The organism is Bradyrhizobium sp. UFLA05-125 (assembly GCF_059803515.1).
This window is the reverse complement of sequence record NZ_JBANBJ010000006.1, coordinates 154213-173370: the sequence shown is the minus strand read 5'-3', so window position 1 is coordinate 173370 and position 19158 is coordinate 154213. Positions and strand designations below refer to the sequence as shown.

At 64.7% G+C, this 19158-nt stretch carries 21 protein-coding genes; 11 read left to right on the top strand and 10 right to left on the bottom strand.

Annotated features, from left to right (window positions below; translation table 11 throughout):
- The first annotated feature begins 189 nt into the window (after positions 1-189).
- From SO156_RS09705 to SO156_RS09685, 5 genes are all read left to right on the top strand, one after another.
- On the top strand, positions 190-942 hold the full coding sequence (locus SO156_RS09705; RefSeq protein WP_458146890.1) for an ABC transporter ATP-binding protein: 753 nt from the start codon (positions 190-192) through the stop codon (positions 940-942).
- Positions 939-2462 carry a permease gene (locus SO156_RS09700; RefSeq protein WP_498534605.1) on the top strand — a complete coding sequence of 508 codons (1524 nt, stop codon included), beginning with the start codon at positions 939-941 and terminating at the stop codon, positions 2460-2462. The genes SO156_RS09705 and SO156_RS09700 overlap by 4 nt, the downstream gene beginning before the upstream one ends.
- A gap of 94 nt (positions 2463-2556) precedes the next feature.
- Positions 2557-3369, top strand: a complete 813-nt coding sequence (locus SO156_RS09695) for an MBL fold metallo-hydrolase (RefSeq protein WP_498534604.1) — start codon at positions 2557-2559, stop codon at positions 3367-3369.
- 75 nt (positions 3370-3444) lie between these two features.
- Positions 3445-3969 (top strand): hypothetical protein, encoded by a 525-nt coding sequence (locus SO156_RS09690; RefSeq protein ID WP_498534603.1) that lies wholly within the window; start codon positions 3445-3447, stop codon positions 3967-3969.
- Between the two features lie 98 nt (positions 3970-4067).
- On the top strand, positions 4068-5123 hold the full coding sequence (locus SO156_RS09685; protein WP_498534602.1) for an amidohydrolase family protein: 1056 nt from the start codon (positions 4068-4070) through the stop codon (positions 5121-5123).
- A gap of 76 nt (positions 5124-5199) precedes the next feature.
- On the opposite strand, the gene SO156_RS09680 is transcribed toward SO156_RS09685, so the two are convergent.
- Entirely contained in the window at positions 5200-5655 is a 456-nt protein-coding gene (locus tag SO156_RS09680) for a cupin domain-containing protein (protein ID WP_458146885.1), read from the bottom strand.
- 241 nt (positions 5656-5896) lie between these two features.
- On the opposite strand from SO156_RS09680, the gene SO156_RS09675 reads away from it, so the two are divergent.
- Entirely contained in the window at positions 5897-6457 is a 561-nt protein-coding gene (locus SO156_RS09675; protein ID WP_458146884.1) for a hypothetical protein, read from the top strand.
- Positions 6458-6526: 69 nt separating this feature from the next.
- On the opposite strand, the gene SO156_RS09670 is transcribed toward SO156_RS09675, so the two are convergent.
- Positions 6527-7783, bottom strand: a complete 1257-nt coding sequence (locus SO156_RS09670; RefSeq protein WP_498534601.1) for an aminopeptidase — start codon at positions 7781-7783, stop codon at positions 6527-6529.
- Positions 7784-8100: 317 nt separating this feature from the next.
- Here SO156_RS09670 and SO156_RS09665 point away from each other — a divergent pair, with 317 nt between their 5' ends.
- Complete coding sequence (locus SO156_RS09665; RefSeq protein WP_458146882.1) at positions 8101-8487, top strand: BA14K family protein; 387 nt, start codon at positions 8101-8103, stop codon at positions 8485-8487.
- Between the two features lie 274 nt (positions 8488-8761).
- Positions 8762-10324 (top strand): winged helix-turn-helix domain-containing tetratricopeptide repeat protein, encoded by a 1563-nt coding sequence (locus SO156_RS09660; RefSeq protein ID WP_458146881.1) that lies wholly within the window; start codon positions 8762-8764, stop codon positions 10322-10324.
- Between the two features lie 162 nt (positions 10325-10486).
- Here SO156_RS09660 and SO156_RS09655 read toward each other — a convergent pair whose 3' ends face one another.
- Both SO156_RS09655 and mddA read right to left on the bottom strand, forming a co-directional pair.
- Positions 10487-10909, bottom strand: a complete 423-nt coding sequence (locus SO156_RS09655) for a GFA family protein (RefSeq protein WP_458146880.1) — start codon at positions 10907-10909, stop codon at positions 10487-10489.
- A 73-nt stretch (positions 10910-10982) separates the two neighbouring features.
- Positions 10983-11768, bottom strand: a complete 786-nt coding sequence (gene mddA, locus SO156_RS09650; protein ID WP_498534600.1) for a methanethiol S-methyltransferase — start codon at positions 11766-11768, stop codon at positions 10983-10985.
- Positions 11769-11900: 132 nt separating this feature from the next.
- Between mddA and SO156_RS09645 the strand changes: the two genes are divergently transcribed.
- Positions 11901-13442, top strand: coding sequence for a winged helix-turn-helix domain-containing tetratricopeptide repeat protein (locus SO156_RS09645; protein ID WP_498534599.1), 1542 nt, complete (start codon positions 11901-11903; stop codon positions 13440-13442).
- A 6-nt stretch (positions 13443-13448) separates the two neighbouring features.
- Here SO156_RS09645 and SO156_RS09640 read toward each other — a convergent pair whose 3' ends face one another.
- From SO156_RS09640 to SO156_RS09615, 6 genes are all read right to left on the bottom strand, one after another.
- Positions 13449-14288, bottom strand: coding sequence for an alpha/beta fold hydrolase (locus tag SO156_RS09640; RefSeq protein WP_458146877.1), 840 nt, complete (start codon positions 14286-14288; stop codon positions 13449-13451).
- A gap of 318 nt (positions 14289-14606) precedes the next feature.
- Entirely contained in the window at positions 14607-15176 is a 570-nt protein-coding gene (locus tag SO156_RS09635) for a DUF2147 domain-containing protein (RefSeq protein ID WP_458146876.1), read from the bottom strand.
- An 18-nt stretch (positions 15177-15194) separates the two neighbouring features.
- Complete coding sequence (locus SO156_RS09630) at positions 15195-15857, bottom strand: DUF3313 domain-containing protein (protein ID WP_498534598.1); 663 nt, start codon at positions 15855-15857, stop codon at positions 15195-15197.
- 408 nt (positions 15858-16265) lie between these two features.
- Complete coding sequence (locus tag SO156_RS09625; RefSeq protein WP_498534597.1) at positions 16266-16904, bottom strand: TetR/AcrR family transcriptional regulator; 639 nt, start codon at positions 16902-16904, stop codon at positions 16266-16268.
- Between the two features lie 142 nt (positions 16905-17046).
- The gene (locus SO156_RS09620; protein ID WP_458146873.1) at positions 17047-17385 is read right to left on the bottom strand and encodes a hypothetical protein; all 339 of its coding nucleotides are present in this window, start codon (positions 17383-17385) and stop codon (positions 17047-17049) included.
- A 52-nt stretch (positions 17386-17437) separates the two neighbouring features.
- Positions 17438-18163, bottom strand: a complete 726-nt coding sequence (locus SO156_RS09615) for an ArsR/SmtB family transcription factor (protein WP_498534596.1) — start codon at positions 18161-18163, stop codon at positions 17438-17440.
- Positions 18164-18280: 117 nt separating this feature from the next.
- Here SO156_RS09615 and SO156_RS09610 point away from each other — a divergent pair, with 117 nt between their 5' ends.
- Both SO156_RS09610 and SO156_RS09605 read left to right on the top strand, forming a co-directional pair.
- The gene (locus SO156_RS09610) at positions 18281-18685 is read left to right on the top strand and encodes a RidA family protein (RefSeq protein WP_458146871.1); all 405 of its coding nucleotides are present in this window, start codon (positions 18281-18283) and stop codon (positions 18683-18685) included.
- A gap of 73 nt (positions 18686-18758) precedes the next feature.
- The gene (locus tag SO156_RS09605; RefSeq protein WP_458146870.1) at positions 18759-19079 is read left to right on the top strand and encodes a hypothetical protein; all 321 of its coding nucleotides are present in this window, start codon (positions 18759-18761) and stop codon (positions 19077-19079) included.
- Positions 19080-19158 lie beyond the last annotated feature (79 nt).

Here is a 19158-nt window from a genome sequence, read left to right as displayed (position 1 = left end):
CGATCATATGACTCGCGGAAAGCGCCATTTGCCCGGTACAATTCAGCCTGAACCGCCTAGCGCTGTCAATAAAACGAGAGACGGATGAATCCCTGCGGGATGACGGAATTTGTGGCAGGTTGATTCACCGCGCCGAAACATCTTCAGATCAAGGTCGCAAGCGATGCGAAACCGTATGGTGTGGCCGTCATGAAACCGGACAGCTCGGCGCTGAGCGTACGAGGGTTAACGAAGCGTTTTGACCGTTTGGCGGTCGATTCCCTCGATCTCACCATTCACGCCGGTGAATTCTACGCGCTGGTAGGCCCCAACGGCGCCGGCAAGACCACCACCCTGCGCATGGTCGCGGGACTGCTGCGGCCCGATGCCGGCGCGGTGTCGATCTTCGGCATCGATGCCCTCGCCGATCCCGTGGCCGCCAAGCAGGTGATGGCCTGGGTATCGGACGAGCCGATGATTTATGACAAGCTGACGCCGCTCGAATATCTCGAATTCGTCGCCGGGCTCTGGGGCATAGCGCCCGCCCTCTCCGAACCCGTGGCGCAGGAGCTGTTGAGCTCGCTCGGCCTGGCGCCACACCGCCACGAGCGCTGCGAAGGATTTTCCAAGGGCATGCGCCAGAAGGTGGCGCTGGCCGGCGCGCTGGTCCACGACCCCCTGCTCATCATTCTCGACGAGCCGCTGACCGGCCTCGATGCCCTCTCCGCCCGCCACGTGAAGGGCCTTTTGGCGGAGCGCGTCCGCGCTGGCTGCACCGTGATCATGACCACGCATATTCTCGAGGTCGCCGAGCGCATGGCCGACCGGATCGGCGTGATCGCGTCGGGCAGCCTCGTTGCCGAAGGCACGCTCGCCGAGCTGCGCCAGCAGAACGGCCACACCGACACCAGCCTCGAGGATCTCTTCATCGCGCTGGTCACGCTGGAGGCTGCCGCCGCATGAGCTCGGCGACTGCATTGTCGTGGTTTGCCCGCCACGAGCTCCGCCTCGCCTGGCGCGAATGGCTCGCCATGATGACAGGCCAGCGCAAGCGGAAGCGCGCCGCCGTGATCGGCCTGATCGCCTTTGCGGCACTCCTGCACCTGCCTGCCTGGGCCGTGATCGGCCGCTTCGCCCGACTTCAATTGCCGCTCGACAAACCGTCGCTGATCGTGATTTCGGCCACGATCGCGCTCGCCTGGTCGTTGATGCTGTCACAGGCGATCGAATCGGTGACGCGCGTGTTTTACGCCCGCGCCGATCTCGATCTCATCATGTCGTCACCGGCAACGCTCACCAACCTATTCTCCGTGCGCATCGCCGCGATTGCGCTCGCGGTCACGATGATGGCGCTGTTGTTCTCCACGCCCTTCATCGACGTGCTGGTGATCGGCGGCGGGCCGCGATGGCTCGCGGCGTTCGGCGTGGTCGTCGCCATGGGGATGTCGGCCGCGGCCGTCGCGATCGCCATCACGATCCTGCTGTTCCGGTTGATCGGCCCGGCGCGGACGCGATTTATCGCGCAAATCCTGGCCGCGATCATCGGAGCCGGTTTCGTGATCGCGCTCCAGATCGCCGCGATCATCTCCTACGGCACGCTGTCGCGCTTCGCGGTATTGACCTCTGATGCCACGGCCGCCTATGCGCCCGATGTCGACAGCATCCTCTGGTGGCCTGCGCGGGCGGTGATGGGCGACAGCGAGGCGCTGGCGCTGCTGCTCGCGCTCGGCCTCGTCATGCTGGGCGGCGTGATGGCGCTGTTCTCGGGGCGCTTCGCCGACACCGCAATCGATGCCGCCGCCCACGGGACATCCGGCCGCCGCACCACGCGCGAGCGGCCTTTCCGCGCTGGCTCGCGTGCCCAGGCGCTGCGGCGCAAGGAATTCATGCTGCTGTGGCGCGATCCCTGGCTGATCTCGCAGACGTTGATGCAACTGCTTTATCTGGTGCCGCCGGCACTCCTGTTGTGGCGGAGCTTTGCCGACAGCTCTGCGGCGCTGATGCTGATCACGCCCGTCATCGTGATGGCGGCCGGACAGCTTGCCGGCGGTCTCGCCTGGCTGACGATTTCGGGCGAGGACGCCCCCGACCTCGTCGCGACCGCCCCGCTGTCGCCCTCGCACGTCATCCGCGCCAAGATCGAGGTCGTGCTGATCGCTATCGCCGTGATCTTCGCTCCGCTGATCGCAGCGCTCACCTTTGCCTCGCCGCTCCAGGCGGCGATCACGGCAGGTGCGATCATCGTCAGTGCGGCGTCCGCAACAGCGATCCAGCTCTGGTTCCGCGTGCAAGCGCGGCGCAGCCAATTCCGCCGCCGGCAGACCTCGTCGCGCCTTGCGACCTTCGCGGAGGCCTTTTCCTCGATCGGCTGGGCGGCAACCGCCGCGCTACTGCTCGCGCTTCCTCTCGCCGGCGTCGTCAGCGGCCTGATCACCGCGGGCCTCGTCGCCGTCACCTGGAAGTTCAGCCCGCGGCGGGAGTGAAGGGACGCGAAACTGACGCGCTGTTGATCCCGATCGATTGGCCGCAGGCTGAATTGCACGCTAGACTTCCCCGACGTCATTGGGGACGGATCTAATGTGGCGACTTCTTTCCGCGCTCCTTGCGCTGCTCGGCGCATCCCTTTCGCCCGCGACTGCTCAACAGCTCCAGCGCAGCGAGTGCTTGGCGATGGCGAATGCGGCGCCGCGCGCACTGCCGGTCGTCTTTCAGCAGGCGGCGAATGCAGCCGAGGTCGAGATCACCTATGCCGGCCATTCCACCTATTTCATCGACACGCCCGGCGGCCTGCGCATCGCAACCGACTATAGCGGCGCCTATCAGGTCGGCCGGCTGCCCGACGTCGTCACCATGAACCGCGCCCACAGCACGCACTACTCCTTATATCCGGACAAACGCATTCCCCATGTGCTGCATGGCTGGGGCGAAGACGGCAAGCCGGCGCAGATCTCAGAGCGCATCGGCGACACCTTCATCCGCAACGTCACGACCGACATCCGCCGCTATTTCGGCGACGATTCCGGCACCGACATGATCCGTGACGGCAACTCGATCTTCATCTTCGAGGTCGCCGGTCTCTGCATCGGCCATCTCGGCCATCTCCACCACAAGCTCGACGACAGCCATTTTGCCCAGATCGGCCGGCTCGACATCGTCATGGTGCCGATCGACGGCACCTACACCATGTCGCTCGACGGCATCTCCGAGATCACAAAACGCCTGCGCGCCTCCGTCGTGCTGCCAATGCACCGCTTCGCAACGCCCCTCGACGACTTCATGCGCCGGATCGGCCGCGACTTCGAGATCGACCGCCGCCTCGAACGCTCGCTCCGGATATCGCGGGATTCGCTGCCGGGGACGCCGACGGTGATCATCCTCGACGGCGTTTGAGGCGCGCCCGCGCAATTTTCTCCAAGCCGGTTGCCGGCTGCGCGTGATGGTCTCTCCGCAGCAACGGAGACTGACATGACCGACTTTGCCAGATTTCTGCACGCCGACGGGCCCAACCGCGAACATGCGCAAGCGCTGAGGCTTTACGGCCAGTTCATCGGCGATTGGGATGCCGAGATCATCGCGCACGCTCCTGATGGCGCCACCCATCGCGCGGTCGGCGAAATCCATTTCGGCTGGGTGCTGGAGGGCCGTGCCGTCCAGGACGTCTGGATGATCCCTCGCCCCGCCGGCGCACCGCCGTTCCCGATCGCCGGTAACTGGTACGGCACGACGTTGCGCGTGTACGATCCGACCATCGACGCCTGGCGGATTTTTTGGCTCGATCCCCGCCGCAGCGTGTTCCGTCAGCAGATCGGCCGTCGCAGCGGCGCCGACATCGTGCAGGAAGGCGCCACCGACAACGGCGACTTGTCACGCTGGAGCTTTACCGAGATCTCCGAGAATGCGTTCCACTGGCTCGGCGAGAGCAAGCCGCCCACGTCGCCGGACTGGCGGCTGGTGGTCGAGGTGCAGGCGCGGCGCCGCCGGGCCGCCTGATCCGCTCTCGCAGAAGGGCGCGTTGCGCAACACGCGCTGCCGCGCACCGCCCCCGGATGCTAGCCTTACCGCAACGACAATCAGGGGAGCGAATGCCGATGGCCGCGAGCAATATGCCCGCCAACAAGAGCGGACTCTTTGCCGATCCGCGCGAGGACTGGCTCGCGCTGCACCAGGAGGAGGTCATCGATCCCCTGCGGCCGATCGTCGATCCCCACCACCACCTCTGGGATCGCGGCGGGCAGCGCTACTTGATCGAGGAGATGGCCACCGACATCGCCTCCGGCCATAACGTGATCGCAACCGTCTATGTCGACTGCCGCTCGATGTACCGCGCGCACGGGCCTGAGGCCTTCCGCCCCGTCGGCGAGGTCGAGTTCGCGAGCGGCGTCGCCGCGATGAGTGCAAGCGGCGGCTATGGCAAGGCCGCGATCTGTGCCGGCATCGTCAGCCACGTCAATCTCTTGCTTGGTGATGCGGCAAAACCGGTACTGGAAGCCGAGATCGCCGCCGGAAACGGCCGCTTTCGTGGCATCCGGCATTCCTCCGCCTGGGACGAGGACCCCGTGGTCGCGGGCATGTATGCGAACCGGCCGAAGCGGTTGCTGGAGGACGCGACCTTCCGCAAGGGCTTTGCCTGCCTCGCGCCGCTGGGCCTGAGCTTCGACGCCTGGCTGTTTCATCCGCAGATCGGCGAGTTGGCCGAATTGGCGCGTGCCTTTCCCGACACCAGAATCGTGCTCGATCATTGCGGCGGGCCGGCCGGCACCGGCCGGTTCGCAGGCAGGCGCGAGGAGGTGTTTCCGGTATGGCGGGCGGCAATCAAGGAGATCGCGAGATGCGAGAACGTCGTGGTCAAGCTCGGCGGGCTTGCGATGTGCCTGCTCGGCTATGACTTCCATCTGCGCGAAAGGCCGCCATCTTCCGAGGAGCTTGCGGCGGCGTGGCGGCCTTATGTCGAGACTTGCATCGAGGCGTTTGGTGCGAAGCGCGCGATGTTCGAGAGCAATTTCCCACCGGACAAGGGCCAGTGCAGCTACCGGGTGATCTTCAATGCCTTCAAGCGCATCGCCGAACCGCTGGGTGAAGCCGAGAAGACGGCTCTGTTCGCGCAGACGGCGACCGATTTCTACCGGCTCGAACTGCCGTCATGACATGAGAAAGGGCCGGGACGTTGGTCCCGGCCCTTTTCGAGGCCATTCGCTGGGAAGCGCCTTGGTAGAACTTGGGTCAGCCGGCCCCCAGAAGCGTCGCGGAACGACGCTCGCCGGGCGCGAGGAACATCCGCTTCAGCTTGTTGACGACACGGACCATGAAGCCGATCAGTGCCGGATTGGTCTTGCGGCAAAAGGCGATCTTCTTGACGTAGCCCTCGACGTGCCACTTGGCATGCGCACCGTCGCGGAAGAAGATCACGTCGCCGGCCCCGTAGCGCTTCGACGGCAAGCCTTCACTCTCGAGCACGATCGATCCTTCAAGGATCATGATGGTCTCGTCGAAATCGTAGTACCAGTTGAAGCGGCCTTCGGTACAGGACCAGATGATGGTCGATGCCGTGCCGTCGGTGCTGGTCGACAGGATGTGCGACCGCGACACCGGATTGCCTTCGATGATCCATGACGGCTCGATCGGCCGCAGCTCCAGATCGACGGCACAATTTCCGGTTTCAATCAATGCGCGCGACATCGGCTTCCTCTGGGGATAGAAATATGAGTGGGCTGGCCCAGGCCCCGGGCCGTTTCAAACAGTGCGCATGACGCTAGAATCCGTTTTTTAATTCTTCCTTACGCGGGCCCGGACAATCAGCCGCAAGTTGCATGTGCGGCGCGCCTAACGCGTCGATTTGCCTTTGGATTCGTGCATTTGAACCCGGTTTTTGCAGGGTGCGACAAAATGCGCGGAGTCCAATCAGCAAGGAGCCGGTCCGATGCCCCTTTTCCCCGAGGCCGTGAGCGCCAACAGCGAGGCTGCCGGGCACCTCGCGGCCCTCGACGTCTGCCTTGAAGCCGACGATCCGCCGCCCGACTGGTTCTCCATCGACGGCATCGAGGCGCCCCGGCAAGTCGGCAGCGACGGCTCGGGCGGCGCGTTCGTGCTGCTGCCGTCAAACCATGTGCTCTATGCTTCGTCGGAGGGCCGCGCCGGGATCATCGCGGCAACATTCGAGGACTTCATCCAGATCGTCGTCGCCTGTCCCTATTGGCTCGACATCCTCAAATTCTCCGCCGGCGGCGACCTCGAACAGATGCGGCGCGCAGCGGTCGCGCTGGAGGCGACGCTCGACGACGAGGACGACATCAACGACGCCCGCGACGCGATCCGTGACGCGTTCGACCTTCCCGCGTTAGCGGATCCCATCGGGGTGCTTTATGAAGCGGTCGCCGCGTCCGACGCCATCGTGCGCGCGACCGACGGCAGCCCGTTCACCACGCTGTTCAACCGCTTCACGATCGATCGCATTCCGATGCTGCGCAACGCAGCGGCATGAGGCTTTTTTTGATTGAGCATGATCTGATCGGAAAACCGGTTCCCACTTTTCCGGATCATGCTCGCGCGGCTATTTCGCCCACTCGCCCTTGCGGAACACCGGCTCCTTGCTGCCGTCGGCCAGAATGCCGTCGATGTTGGTCTCGGCCGAGCCGATCATCCAGTCGATGTGGATCAGGCTCTGGTTGCCGCCCTGCGCCGCGATCTGTTGCGGCGTCAGCTTGGCGCCGTTGACGAAGCACTTCGAATAGCACTGGCCGAGCGCGATGTGCGACGCCGCGTTCTCGTCGAACAGCGTGTTGAAGAACAACAGCCCGCTCTGCGAGATCGGCGAGGAGTGCGGCACCAGCGCCACCTCGCCGAGCCGACGGGCGCCCTCGTCAGTGTCGAGCACCTTGTTCAGCACCTCCTCGCCGCGCGAGGCCTTTGCGTCGACGATCTTGCCGTCCTCGAAGCGCACGGCGATGTTGTCGATCAGAGTGCCCTGATAGGACAGCGGCTTCGAGCTGATGACGTGGCCGTAGACGCGCCGACAATGCGGCGTGGTGAAGACCTCCTCGGTCGGGATGTTGGCGTTGCAACTGATGCCGTTCTTGGAGAACGAGGCACCGCCTTCCCATTCATGACCATCGGCAAGACCGATGGTCAGATCGGTGCCTGGCCCGGAGTATTGCAGCGCGCGGAAACGCTTGCCGTTCAGCCAGTCCGTGCGCTCGCGCAGCGCCGCATTGTGCTGCGCCCAGTTCGCCATCGCATCCGCGCGATCGACACGGGACGCGGCAAAGATCGCATCCGCGAGCTTGCCGATCGCGATGTCCTCGGGATCATCGGGAAACACCTGCTTCGCCCAGGACGCGCTCGGATAGGCGATGATGTTCCAGTTGGTGTCGAAATTGACGATTTTTTCCAGCGCAGGCTGGTAGGCCATGGAATTGGCCTTGCTGGCGCGCGCCACCTTGGCGGGGTCCTCGCCCGACAGCAGCATCGGATTGTCGCCGACAATGGCCAGTCGCGCAGTATTTTCCGAGAAGGCCTTTGCCATTCCCTCGTAGAGCCAGCCGGCAGCGCGATCAAAACTGTTGTCGTCACCGTGGCGGTAGCGCGCCAGCGTCATCTCCTCATCGGAGAGGATCGGCGTGACGATGCCCGCGCCTGCCTTGTAGGCATGCACCGCGATCCGCCGTACCAGTGGCAGCGCGATTGCCGGCGCGGTCAGCAACAGATCCTGGCCCGGCCGCAAGCCCAGGCCCACCTTCACCGCCACCTCGGCCAGCCGGTCGAGTTTTGCGGGATCGATGGGAGTGGAGGTGTTGCGTTGATCGGTCATGCCGGGTCCTCTGCCGAAATTACTATTCCATCTAAGTCTAGCATCGCATGGCGCAAGTGCGCGAGCCAATTGCGCGCCTTGAGCCAGGATACGCAATTTCACGCATCTTGGTTTTCAACACGTTGCCGCCCCAGTGGCCCGGTTGAGCAGCGCCAAGGTCATATTTCAGTGAGATAGGCGCTGCGATCGCGGCGCGGCTGCTTCAGCCCGGTCGCTGCGAGCCGTCATCCTGTCGAAACTTTAATCCATCGGTACCGGCGGGTTGCTTTATCTCTGGCGCGAGGCGTCGATCGCCTTCGCATGACGAGGAGACCTTGATGTTGAAATCGTTTCGCTCAGTTGCTGGAGCCGTACTGCTTGCAAGCCTTGCGGCAGGCGCGCCGTCGCCGACATACGCCGCGCCGATCGGCCATCCGTTGGCGGTCGCGCCCTCGCAATCCGCAAATGTCGAGCAGGTCCGCTGGTACGGACATCGCGGCTGGGGCGGCGGCGCATTCGTCGGCGGCCTCGCCGCCGGCGCGCTGATCGGCGGCGCGCTGGCTGCGCCTTATTACGGTCCAGGCTATCCGCCTCCGCCCCCCGCCTATTATGCAGCACCACCCGCCGACGATGCGGTCGCCTATTGCATGCAGCGCTACCGGTCCTACGATCCAAACAGCGGCACCTTCCTTGGCAATGACGGCCGCCGGCATCCGTGTCCGTGATCGCCTCGCCATAAATTGGGGGGTGGGCACGGCGCAAATTGCGACTTTTGCCCACCCTTGGAAGGTCTACCCTCTTGGCGAAAGTCTGCCCCCCTCTTGGCCGGTTCCATCGCCCGGCCGCCCATCGGCGACATAGCTGGCATCTGCCCAGTTCAGGGCAACCGCCGACGCTCCGATGAACCGAAATGCATCTTCGATGGACTCACAGAATCAAAGCCCAATTCATGTTGCCATTTCGGATGCTTGATTTTGTCATGAGGCCAGAGTCGTCGCAGTGCAGTTTCTGTTTAGCGATCACTTACTTGATACCGACAGGCGGGAGCTGAGCCGCGATCGGGTTCCCATCGCGGTCGAGCCGCAGGTCTTCGATCTCGTCGTTCACCTGATGCGGAATCGCGACCGCGTGGTGACCAAGGACGAGCTGATCGACAAGATTTGGCTTGGGCGCTCGGTCTCGGAATCGACCCTGACCAGCCGGATCAACGCGGCACGCAAGGCGATCGGCGACTCCGGCGCGAGCCAGGCGCTGATCCGCACCGTGGCGCGCAAAGGCTTTCGCTTCGTCGGCGACGTCGAGATGCGGAACGGCCATGCCAGCCTGGCGGAGCCTGCCGGCCAGGCCAGGGAAGCCCCGGCCGCGCTGCCGCTGCCCGATCGCCCTGCAATTGCGGTGCTGCCATTCACCAATATGAGCGGCGACCGCGAACAGGATTACTTTTCCGACGGAATCAGCGAGGACATCATCACCGCGCTGTCGAAGCTGCGCTGGTTCTTCGTCATCGCGCGCAACTCCTCCTTCGTCTACAAGGGCCGCGCGGTGCATATCGGCGAGATCGCCCGCGAGCTCGGCGTGCGCTACGTCCTCGAGGGCAGCGTCAGGCGGAGCGGCGACCGGGTGCGCATTTCCGCGCAGCTCAACGACGCAACGAGCGGCAGCCATCTCTGGGCCGAGCGCTACGACCGCAGCATCGCCGACGTCTTCGCCGTGCAGGACGAGATCACCGATGCCATCGTCGCCGCGATCGAGCCGCAGCTCTACGCCGCCGAAAGCTTTCGCGCCCAGCAGAAGCCGCCGGGAAGCCTGGATGCCTGGGATCTGGTGATGCGCGCGCTGTCGCGTTACTGGCGCATCACACGGGGCGACAATGTCGCAGCCCAGGGGCTGCTCGAGAAGGCGATCACGATCGACCCGGCCTATGGCAAGGCGCTCGGCTTGCTCGCGACCAGCCATATGTTCGGCGCCCATATGGGCTGGGCCGACATGGCGGCCACGCTGCCGATCGCGGAGCGCGCCGCATTCGCCGCGGTCGAGGCAGACCGCGACGACGCCTGGGCCCATCACGGGCTCGGCTACACCTACTTGTTCCGGCGGCGCTTCGACGACGCCATCGCCGCATTCGAGCTCGCGCTGCGGCTCAATCCCAATTTTGCGATGACGCACGCCTTCTACGGCGTGACGCTGTGCTATGCGGGCCGCTGGGAGGACGGCGAGGCGGCCGCACGCCGCGCGCTGCGGCTCAGTCCGCGCGATCCGTTCTCGGCGATCTATTGCGGGGTCGCCGCCTATGCGCAGTTCATCGGCCATCGCTACGAGGACGCGATCCAGTTCGCGCGCGAGTCGCTCAGGCAGCGCAGCGACTTCGTCGGCGCGCATCGCGCGCTGACGGCCGCCGCCGGCATGCTCGGCAATCGCGAGCTGGCGGCCTCCGCACTCGAAGGCCTGCGTCGTGCCCAGCCCAACGTGTCGCTCGCCTGGATCACCAGCGAGCTGCCGATGCAGCGCGCCGAGGATCGGGAGCATTACCTCGAAGGCTTGCGGCGCGCAGGGTTGCGGTAGCCGGCCCCTCTCCCCGTTCTTGCGGGGGAGAAGGCTGGGGTGAGGGGCTGCATCCGCAATCACGGCGAGAGTTGGACTTGCGGAAGCTCCCCCTCACCCGGAATCCGCGCTGCGCACGCATTCCGGCCGCTCGCCGCGAGCGGAGAGAGGCGAAGCGATCACCTACTCCTTCATCATCTCGCCGCTGCCGCCGAACTCTGCGGGAAAATCCTTCAGCTTGGGCAGGCCATCGCGCATTGGCAGCACGGTGTCGGCGTAGTTGACGTGGACGGCGGGCGTGAAGGCGAGCGTCGGGATGGCGGCGGTGAAGACGTCGATCAGGCCGAGCGGCGGATGGCTGGTCATGAGATGGCCGCCGCATTTGCGGCAATATTTGCGCTGGCTGAGTGGCGTCTTGGCATAGGTCGTAACGTGATCGGCGCCGGCGGTGATGCGCACGGCCTCCGGCTTCCACAGGCTGAATGCATTGACTGGCCCGCCCGACCACGAGCGGCAGGAACGGCAATGGCAGTAGCCCATCGCCTCCGGCGCGCCCGTCACTTCGATCGCGACGGCGCCGCAGAAGCAGTTTCCGACGTGTTTCATTGAAGTGTTCTCCTTGAATGATGAATGCCTCGTCTCCCTCTCCCTGTTCTTACGGGGAGAGGTGAAGAGCGGCTCAAGCCGACCGGCGCCAGGGAATAAGCATCGATACGCGCTGTTTGTATTGCCGGTACTCGTCGCCAAACATCGCGACGAGGTCGCGCTCCTCGAGCGTGATGCCGAGCAGGATGTAGAGCGTGATCACGGATGCAAACAACAGGTGGCCCACGGTCATGGTCGGCGCGGCCCAGACCGCAATGATGAAGCCGAGGTAGAGCGGATGCCGGACGAATTTGTAGAACAGCGGCGTCGTGAAACGCGGCGGCGAGGCCTGCCTGTCGACCAGTTGCTGGGTCACCTGCTGCACACCGAACAACTCGAAGTGATTGATCAGGAAGGTCGAGATGAAGACCAGCACCCAGCCGGCAAGGGATAGCGTGACGATGGTCACGGCGACATCCGGATCCTGGACGTCCCATATGATCGCCGGCAGCGGCCGCCACTGCCAGAACAGGAGCAGCAGCGACAGGCTCGCCAGCAACACATAGGTGCTGCGCTCGACAGGCTTTGGCACAAACTGCGTCCACCACGCCTTGAAGCGCTGCCGTGCCATCACGCTGTGTTGAACGGCAAACAGCGCCATCAGGAGCAGATTGATGGTGACCGCCTCGATCGCCGAGGAATCGGTCCCGGTGTCGATGCTCTTGGGCACCACCAGGCCCATGACGAAGCCGATGGCGTAGAGGATGGTCACGAGAAATACGAGATAGGCGGCAATTCCGTACAGAAAGGCGATGAACTTGAGAACTTTGGAGCCCACGACATCCGGGCTGATATTCACGTCGGAATGAACTTGGCTCATATGTAGCTCCGTTGTGCCGGGATCGGCACTTCTTGGGTCGCTACACCCTGCCGCATTGGACGCGCCGAAACTTTTGCGGACGATTGATTTTCGCCTGAGACGTCGCTGATTTTTGCTTGAGATGACGAGGCCGTGCGATTTCGTTTTGAAAACTATGTGCTCGATAGCGAACTGCACGAACTAACGCAGGACGCCGCGGTCGTTCCATTGCAGCCGCAGGTATTCGATCTGTTGCTCTATCTCGTGGAGCAACGCACGCGTGTGGTCACCAAGGACGACCTGATCAACGAGGTCTGGGACAACCGCATCGTTTCGGACTCTGCGGTGAATAGCCGCATCAATGCGGCACGAAAGGCGCTCGGCGACGACGGCGCTAGGCAGCGGCTGATCAAGACCATCCCGCGCAAGGGCTTTCGCTTCGTCGGCGAGGTGCTGGACGAGACTCTGGCGCCGCCTGCGGCCGAGGCGAAGGCGCCACGGAGCGCTCCCGAGCGGCCGGCGATCGCGGTGCTGGCGTTCGAGAACATGAGCGACGATCCCGAGCAGGAGTATTTTTGCGACGGGATCGCCGAGGACATCCTCACCGCGCTGTCGAAGGTGCGCTGGTTCCTGGTGATCGCCCGCAACTCGTCCTTCACCTACAAGGGCCGCGCGGTGCACATCCGGGAGATCGCCGACGAGCTCGGCGTCGGCTATGTCGTCGAAGGCAGCGTGCGCAAGGCCGGCGACCGCGTGCGGATCACTGCGCAGATCAACGACGCCGTCACCGGCAGCCACATCTGGGCCGAGCACTACGATCGCGAGCTCGGCGACGTCTTCGCCGTTCAGGACGAGATCACGAACGCGATCGTCGCGGCGATCGAGCCGCAGATCTATGCGGCGGAGAATTTTCACGCCCGGCGCAAGCAGCCATCGAGCCTGGACGCCTGGGACCTGCTGATGCGAGGGCTGTCGCACTACTGGCGTGTGACGCCGCAAGATCATCTGACGGCGCAGGCGCTGCTCGCCCAGGCGATCGCGATCGATCCCGATTACGGCCAGGCCCTGTCGCTGCTGGCGGCAAGCCACATGTTCGGCGTGCATCTCGGCTGGGCGGAGCTGGCGACCGCGGCCCCCGTCGCGGAAGCTGCCGCGCTCGCGGCGGTCAAATGCGATCACGAGGATGCCTGGGCGCATACCGCGCTCGGCAGCGTCTACTTCTCGACGCGGCGACTGGACGACGCGCTGTCGGAGTTCGAGCAGGCGCTCAGGCTCAACCCTAATTTCTCGCTGGCGCAGGGCTATTACGCGCTGGCGCTGTCCTATGCCGGCCGGTCGAGCTGCTCGTTCGAGGCGGCGCAAAAGGTCATTCGGCTCAGTCCGCGCGATCCGTCGCTCGCGATCTACTACGGCATCGCCGGCTACGCCCGCTTCACCGAGCGCCGCTATGACGAGGCGATCGCCCTTGCCCGGGAGGCGATCCGCCACCGCGGCGATCTCACCGGCGCCTATCGCGTGCTCGCGGTCTCGGCCGGGATGCGCGGCGATCAGGAGCTGGCCACGACTGCTTTGCGGGAGCTGCGCCGCACCCAGCCCAATATCTCGCTCGCCTGGATCACGACGCAACTGCCCTGGCGGAGCGAAGCAGATCGCGAGCACTATCTGGAGGGATTTCGAAGGGCGGGGTTGAGATGAGGAAGGTCAAACGCTCGATGCGAATTCGTCGAGCAACTTGTTGAACGCCTCCGCCTTCTCCCATTGCGGCGCATGGCCGGCGCCATCGATCACCTGCACCTCGCCGCGCCAAAGCGTCGGCGCCGCCAGTCGCTGGAGATAGCCGAGATCGACGATCTGCTCTTCACGGCCGTGGACGATCGCAAGCGGAATTTTGAGATTGCGGACGATCTCGGCCTCGTCGGAGATGCGGCCGGCCTGGACGTTGGCGCCGAGATAACCCCTGGCGTTGCCGTCCGTATTGCGGAAGTCCGCGACGACGAAATCGGGAATCGGAGCATAGCCGGGCGCGAAGGCCGATTTCGTCCAATCCTCGATCTCGGGCTCGCTCGGCTTCGGCGTGAACACCGTCGCCGACAGGCCCTTGAAGCCGGAAAAGCCGTCCGGCGCCTTGCCGATCGGCGGCGTGCCGAAGATCATCAGACCGGCGGCCATCGGCAGCGCAGCCGCCGCATTGAGCACGGCGTGGCCGCCGAGGCTCCAGCCGACCACCACGGCCTTTTTCAGATCGAGCTCACGGGCGATCGTGGCAATCACGGAGGCATAGCCCGGGCCTGAATAGTCGGCCTCAGGATTGGGCGGAGGCGACGACGCACCATGCCCCGGCAGGTCGATCGCGATCACGCGGAATTTTGTCCCCGGCAGTCCCTGCAACTGCTTCTGCCAGATCCGGGACGAGGATGAGTTGCCGTGGATCAGGAGGATCGGGCGGCCGGTGCCTGCGCTCTCGAAGCCGGCGATTATCTGGGCGCCGATCTGCAAGCTCAGCGGGCGCAAGGCGGGTCCTGGAAAAGGCTGATCATTCATGATCCACCGATCTGGTTGTTGAAACTGTTTTTGACGATCGGATGCATCTTGGCACGCGGCGCAGGACAGTGCCATCGCCTTCTAGATCAGTGCCGCGCATCGCGAGCAACTCGGCGAGGCGCCTGCCGAGTTGCAGAGGGCGCTGGGGAAGTAGCGGCGGACACGCTTCCACCACGTCGTCATTGCGAGCGCAGCGAAGCATTCCAGAATCGTTCCGCGGAGGGACTCTGGATTGCTTCGCTATGCTCGCAATGACGGAGTATGAGGAGACGGCGCCCAACCCCTCACCGACCAGGTGAGCCGCTGCGGAAGTAGCCTCTACTTCCCCTTCACCGGCGTCGGCTTCGGCGGCGACGCCGCGGCCCATTCCTTGTCGGCGCGGGGACCGTTGACGTCACCGGTCAGGCCGATGAGCTGGCCCGGCTGGGCGTCGAAGGTCTGCTGCCAGGTCTGGGTCTGGCACAAGAACCTGATCAGGCAGCCCTTGAGCTTCAGTCTGTCGGCGGCCTCGCGCCACAGCGAGACGGAATAGCGCTTGCCGTCCTCGGCATTGTAGATCTCGCCCGCAAAGCGGCCTTCCGGTGTCGCCTCCAGGCCCATGATGAGCTGGTGGCCGAGCAGCGCGCGAGCGCGCTTGTCGGGATCGGGATTTTCGCTGTCCCGGAACGGCTGGCCGCGCTTGTCCGTCGGGGTCTTCATCCAGACGATGAAGCCGCAGATGCGGTCGCGCCCCAAACCGCAGCGCTCGAGACGGATGCGTGCCCGGCCGTCCTCGGTGACCCAGGTGCCGGCGGGATCGGTGGGGCTCATCGCCCCGGCGCGGCCGTCGAAGATCATCAGCGCGATGGTGATCGCGACACGGACGACGATGCGAAGAAGGATGTTCATCTCTCGGCCTCTCTCGCTTCAGTTCAGCTGCGCCATGAAGGCGTCGGCGCCCTTCTCGATGCCGGCCGTGGCGGCCGCGAGCGAGCCGACGCTCGCCTTGATGTCGTAGGCGTTCGGGTATTGCTTGGTGACGTACGCGCTGAGCAGGCGCGAGGTCGAGGCGTCGAAGATCTCGACGCCGTAGATGACCGAGCCGGTCAGCGTGCCCTCGCCGTCGCGCGCGGCTTGCACGCCGTTATAGACGGCGCCCGCGACATCGAAGCGCGACAGCGTGCCGAGCACTGGCGTGTTGGCGACCGCACCGGTCAGGGTCAGCCGCACCCGCAACGTGCTCGGCCCGCGGGCACTCACCAGCGCAAAGCGGCTGCGCAGCTTGTCGGCGAAGCGGTTCTGCATGTAGGCGGCGAGCGTCGCCTTGTCCTTGTCGGACATGTCGCCGAACTGATGATCCTTGCCGCGGTAGATCACGACGGGGTCGAGGATGACTTTATTGTAGGTGCGCCAATCGACCTGCGCGGAGTAGCGGTAGGGCACGCGGCCGGAAGTGTCCGACTTGTCTGGCGCCATATAGGCCGACGAGGCCATCTCCGAATAGGGCACCGGCGTCACGCTGGCGCAGCCGACCACGACGGCGCACAGCGCGAGCGTTCCCAGACCGCGCATGGCGATCGAGCGATCCATTCCATACTCCTCTTAAGACGCAACGAGAGGCAGCGGCGACCGCAGCCGCGCACGGGACAAGAACGCGGCTGCGGTGCTCACAACTACCGACCCAAGGCATCTTCCGGGGCCATGATCCGAAGCCTTGGGCCGGGCCTCAGTGTCCTCGTTTATAAAACCGACCAGACGGTTTGTAAAGTACGAAAACGCGGCTGATGCCGTCGGCCGCGCCGGTCGCGCTATTTGACCCTCATGGTGAGGAGGCGCGCCAGCGCCGTCTCCGGACGATGCTTCGCATCGCCGGGCGAACCATGAAGGCCCGCTCTTGCAGCTTGGCCTTCATCCTTCGAGACGCTTGCTCCGCAAGCTCCTCAGGATGAGGGGTTGGAGCATGCCTGGCGGTGAGGGATTCGTATTGCTGACGGCCGCTCAGGCGCGCTTGCGCGCGGTTGCGCTCTTGGCCGGCGTCGTTGCACCCGTCTTCACGGTGCGCGGCTTGGCAGGCTTTTCCAGCGCGCTCCACTGACTATCGTCGAGCAGGCGCGCGAACAGGCGCTGATGCTCTTCCTTGCTGAGCGGCGACATGCCGAACAGGCCGCTGAGCAGCAGTCCGCGTGCAGCGGCCCAACGCAGCAATGCAAGATCCGGGTCGGCGGCCTCCGCCTTGATGGCCGCGACCCGCTTCATCTCGCGATCGCGCGGCAACGACATCAGGCCGGGATTTTCGACCATGGCCGCGACCAGCGCCAGCGCCGCCGAATTCGGCGACGCGGCCGCTTCGCGGACTGTCGCGAGCTGGGTTGCGAGCGCGGGGTTCGCGGAGGTTGCGCTCACCTTCGCCATGTAGCTGTTCGAAAATTCCTCGAAATGCGCCATCTGGCGCTCGAGCAGTGCTTTGAGCACGGCTTCCTTGGTGCGGAACTGATGCATCACGCCGCCCTTGCTGAGGCCGCTCTCGCGCGCGATGGCGTCGAGCGTCAGCCGGCCGGGTCCGTCGCGCGCAATGATGGCAATCGCCGCTTCCAGCGCAGCGTTGCGAGATCGTTCCGAGCGGGTGGCGTTGTCCATGGCGGACTTGTCTCCGTGACAGGAAGATGAATCAAGTGAAAACAGGATCGCGCTGTACATTTTTTGTGCGGCGGATGCCGACTGCGCCAAAGGGGCCGCTCGCCGCCTCCCCCGGACAGAACGTGCAGAACGTATGACGCGATCAGTCGCGCGGGCGCCGTGCCTCGCGATGGTGGGCGTTCTTCACCTTGGCGACCGCGTGCAGCATGGTCTTGAAGTCCTTGATTGCCTTGTCTCGCTTAAGCATCCCGTCGGCGTCCCCCTCCAGATGCTCGATGACCGCGAGCAGCGCGTCCGCGATCTGGCCGATCTGCTTGCCGTAGCTGCCGACATCCGACAGCACGTCCTTCTCGACCTCCGGCGCCGAGGATTGCCCGACCGTGATGTTGACCAGCCCGAGCTGGCCGCCGGTGGGGCTGAAGAACGACGGATAGATCGACTGAACGACATCCCCCGACAGGGGCAGCTTGAACACGGGCATGCAAATTCCCCTCGCTGACGCGCAACCGGCAAGGAGAGACTAGCATGGGAATTCACGAACGGGCATTTGAAGAACCGCGGCTGGCGTCGCTCAGGTCGATGCCAAATGTCTTGCGCAAGCCGATATGCCCGGCCGGCGTGATGCGCACGACCCGCGTGTCCCGATCGCGCCTCAGCCAGCCGAGCTCCAGGCAGCATCGTTGAATTTCCGCACCGACGTGGCCGGCGACGTGATAGCGGCGCTCGCTCCAGTCCAGGCACGGGCGGCAGAAAATTCGCCTGCTCCGGGACGTCGGTGCCAGCTCGGCACCGAACAGGGAGAGGAAACGCGTACCGGAAGCGGTCACCTCGCCGCCGTCGTCCGTAAGGACAACGTGCCCTTTGGCAACGAGGGCATCGGCGATGGCAACCCCCAGATGACCCGCCAGATGATCGTAGCAGGTGCGTGCGAAACGGAGACGGTCATCGCCGATCGAACGCGGCTGGTGACGCGACGGAGCCTCGATGGCGGCGACAGCCTTGATGCTTTCCAGCATCCTCGCCACCAGAGGCGACGCGATGCGGTAGTAGCGGTTGCGACGCTTCTGCGTCACGCTGAGCAGCCTCGCACCGACCAGCTTGCCGAGATGTCCGCTGGCGGTGGACTTTGATACTCGCGCCCGCGCAGCGAGCTCGCTTGCAGTCAGCGCCTGTCCGCCCATGAGCGCGGCCAGCATGGTGGCACGGGCGGTGTCGCCAACCAATGCCGCCACCTCGACCATGTTTGCCGCCGCGACCATGGCTGATCCTATCGCGGCGGCCGCAGCTCCACAACGGCGACAGTTCGGCAGCCGCCGAACCATTGACGGCCGGCATGCGGTAGCTTGGTGGCTGCCAGCAGGGCCAGGAGGAGCGACATGAAACGAATCCGCGTGGAGCCGATTTCGACTTATCTCGAACGCCGCCGCAAAGGCCCGATCTATCCGGTGGTCGTCGCCAACGGCCTGGTCTATCTGTCCGGACTGCCGCCCTTCGATCCCGAAACGGGCGAGATCAGACCACTGCCATTCGAGCGGCAGGCCGAAATCGTGCTCGACCAGATGAAGCGCTGCCTGGAAACGGCAGGCTCCGCGCTGAAACAGGTCATCAAGTGCAACGTCTATTGCACGCCCGCCCCCTCGCACTTCGCCGCGTTCAACGAGGTCTACGCCCGCTACTTCGAGGACGAATCCCCCGCGCGCATCTTCGTGCATGTCCCGTCGTGGCCAGGGCCATTCGACGTGGAGGTTGATTGCGTCGCTTTGGCAGGTCCCGGCGGATGAGACTGGCCCGCCTTCGGATCGGCCCGAATCAGCGCTAGTGCATTCACCTCATCGACTTCTGACTTGAGGTGACATGACCGGCCCCGAACTGAAGCAATTGCGCGCCGACCTGTCCGAGGCGCTTGGCCGGGAGCTGACGGTCGCCGACATGGCCAAGCTGTGCGGCCTGCCGGCTGCGAGCGGGACCGTGACGATCCGGCGCTGGGAGGTCCGCGGCCCGAGCGCGTCGGCGGCCAAGGTGCTCGGCGTGCTCGCGATGGCGAGCGAGCGCTATCCGATCCTGGAAAAGTTCGACATCTTCGATCGTCATACCATCGCAGAGAAGGACCGGCCCGCGCAGCGCGAAAAGTTTCGCGAGCAGATGCGCGAGGAGGTGCGCCGGCGCCTGGCGTAACGAAGAGCGGCCGATCGTCTCCACGAACGCTGCGCGTTAAGCTTTTCTTCACTGTTTCTTAAGCCGCCGTTAAGCACGA

Coding starts and splice junctions, on each gene's coding strand:
- SO156_RS09625 (WP_498534597.1), bottom strand. CDS start 16,904: ATGGACAACGCCACCCGCTCGGAACGATCTCGCAACGCTGCGCTGGAA.
- SO156_RS09670 (WP_498534601.1), bottom strand. CDS start 7,783: ATGACCGATCAACGCAACACCTCCACTCCCATCGATCCCGCAAAACTC.
- SO156_RS09695 (WP_498534604.1), top strand. CDS start 2,557: ATGTGGCGACTTCTTTCCGCGCTCCTTGCGCTGCTCGGCGCATCCCTT.
- SO156_RS09690 (WP_498534603.1), top strand. CDS start 3,445: ATGACCGACTTTGCCAGATTTCTGCACGCCGACGGGCCCAACCGCGAA.
- mddA (WP_498534600.1), bottom strand. CDS start 11,768: ATGAGCCAAGTTCATTCCGACGTGAATATCAGCCCGGATGTCGTGGGC.
- SO156_RS09655 (WP_458146880.1), bottom strand. CDS start 10,909: ATGAAACACGTCGGAAACTGCTTCTGCGGCGCCGTCGCGATCGAAGTG.
- SO156_RS09635 (WP_458146876.1), bottom strand. CDS start 15,176: ATGAACATCCTTCTTCGCATCGTCGTCCGTGTCGCGATCACCATCGCG.
- SO156_RS09665 (WP_458146882.1), top strand. CDS start 8,101: ATGTTGAAATCGTTTCGCTCAGTTGCTGGAGCCGTACTGCTTGCAAGC.
- SO156_RS09630 (WP_498534598.1), bottom strand. CDS start 15,857: ATGGATCGCTCGATCGCCATGCGCGGTCTGGGAACGCTCGCGCTGTGC.
- SO156_RS09685 (WP_498534602.1), top strand. CDS start 4,068: ATGGCCGCGAGCAATATGCCCGCCAACAAGAGCGGACTCTTTGCCGAT.
- SO156_RS09620 (WP_458146873.1), bottom strand. CDS start 17,385: ATGCCCGTGTTCAAGCTGCCCCTGTCGGGGGATGTCGTTCAGTCGATC.
- SO156_RS09700 (WP_498534605.1), top strand. CDS start 939: ATGAGCTCGGCGACTGCATTGTCGTGGTTTGCCCGCCACGAGCTCCGC.
- SO156_RS09675 (WP_458146884.1), top strand. CDS start 5,897: ATGCCCCTTTTCCCCGAGGCCGTGAGCGCCAACAGCGAGGCTGCCGGG.
- SO156_RS09605 (WP_458146870.1), top strand. CDS start 18,759: ATGACCGGCCCCGAACTGAAGCAATTGCGCGCCGACCTGTCCGAGGCG.
- SO156_RS09615 (WP_498534596.1), bottom strand. CDS start 18,163: ATGGTCGCGGCGGCAAACATGGTCGAGGTGGCGGCATTGGTTGGCGAC.
- SO156_RS09610 (WP_458146871.1), top strand. CDS start 18,281: ATGAAACGAATCCGCGTGGAGCCGATTTCGACTTATCTCGAACGCCGC.
- SO156_RS09705 (WP_458146890.1), top strand. CDS start 190: ATGAAACCGGACAGCTCGGCGCTGAGCGTACGAGGGTTAACGAAGCGT.
- SO156_RS09640 (WP_458146877.1), bottom strand. CDS start 14,288: ATGAATGATCAGCCTTTTCCAGGACCCGCCTTGCGCCCGCTGAGCTTG.
- SO156_RS09680 (WP_458146885.1), bottom strand. CDS start 5,655: ATGTCGCGCGCATTGATTGAAACCGGAAATTGTGCCGTCGATCTGGAG.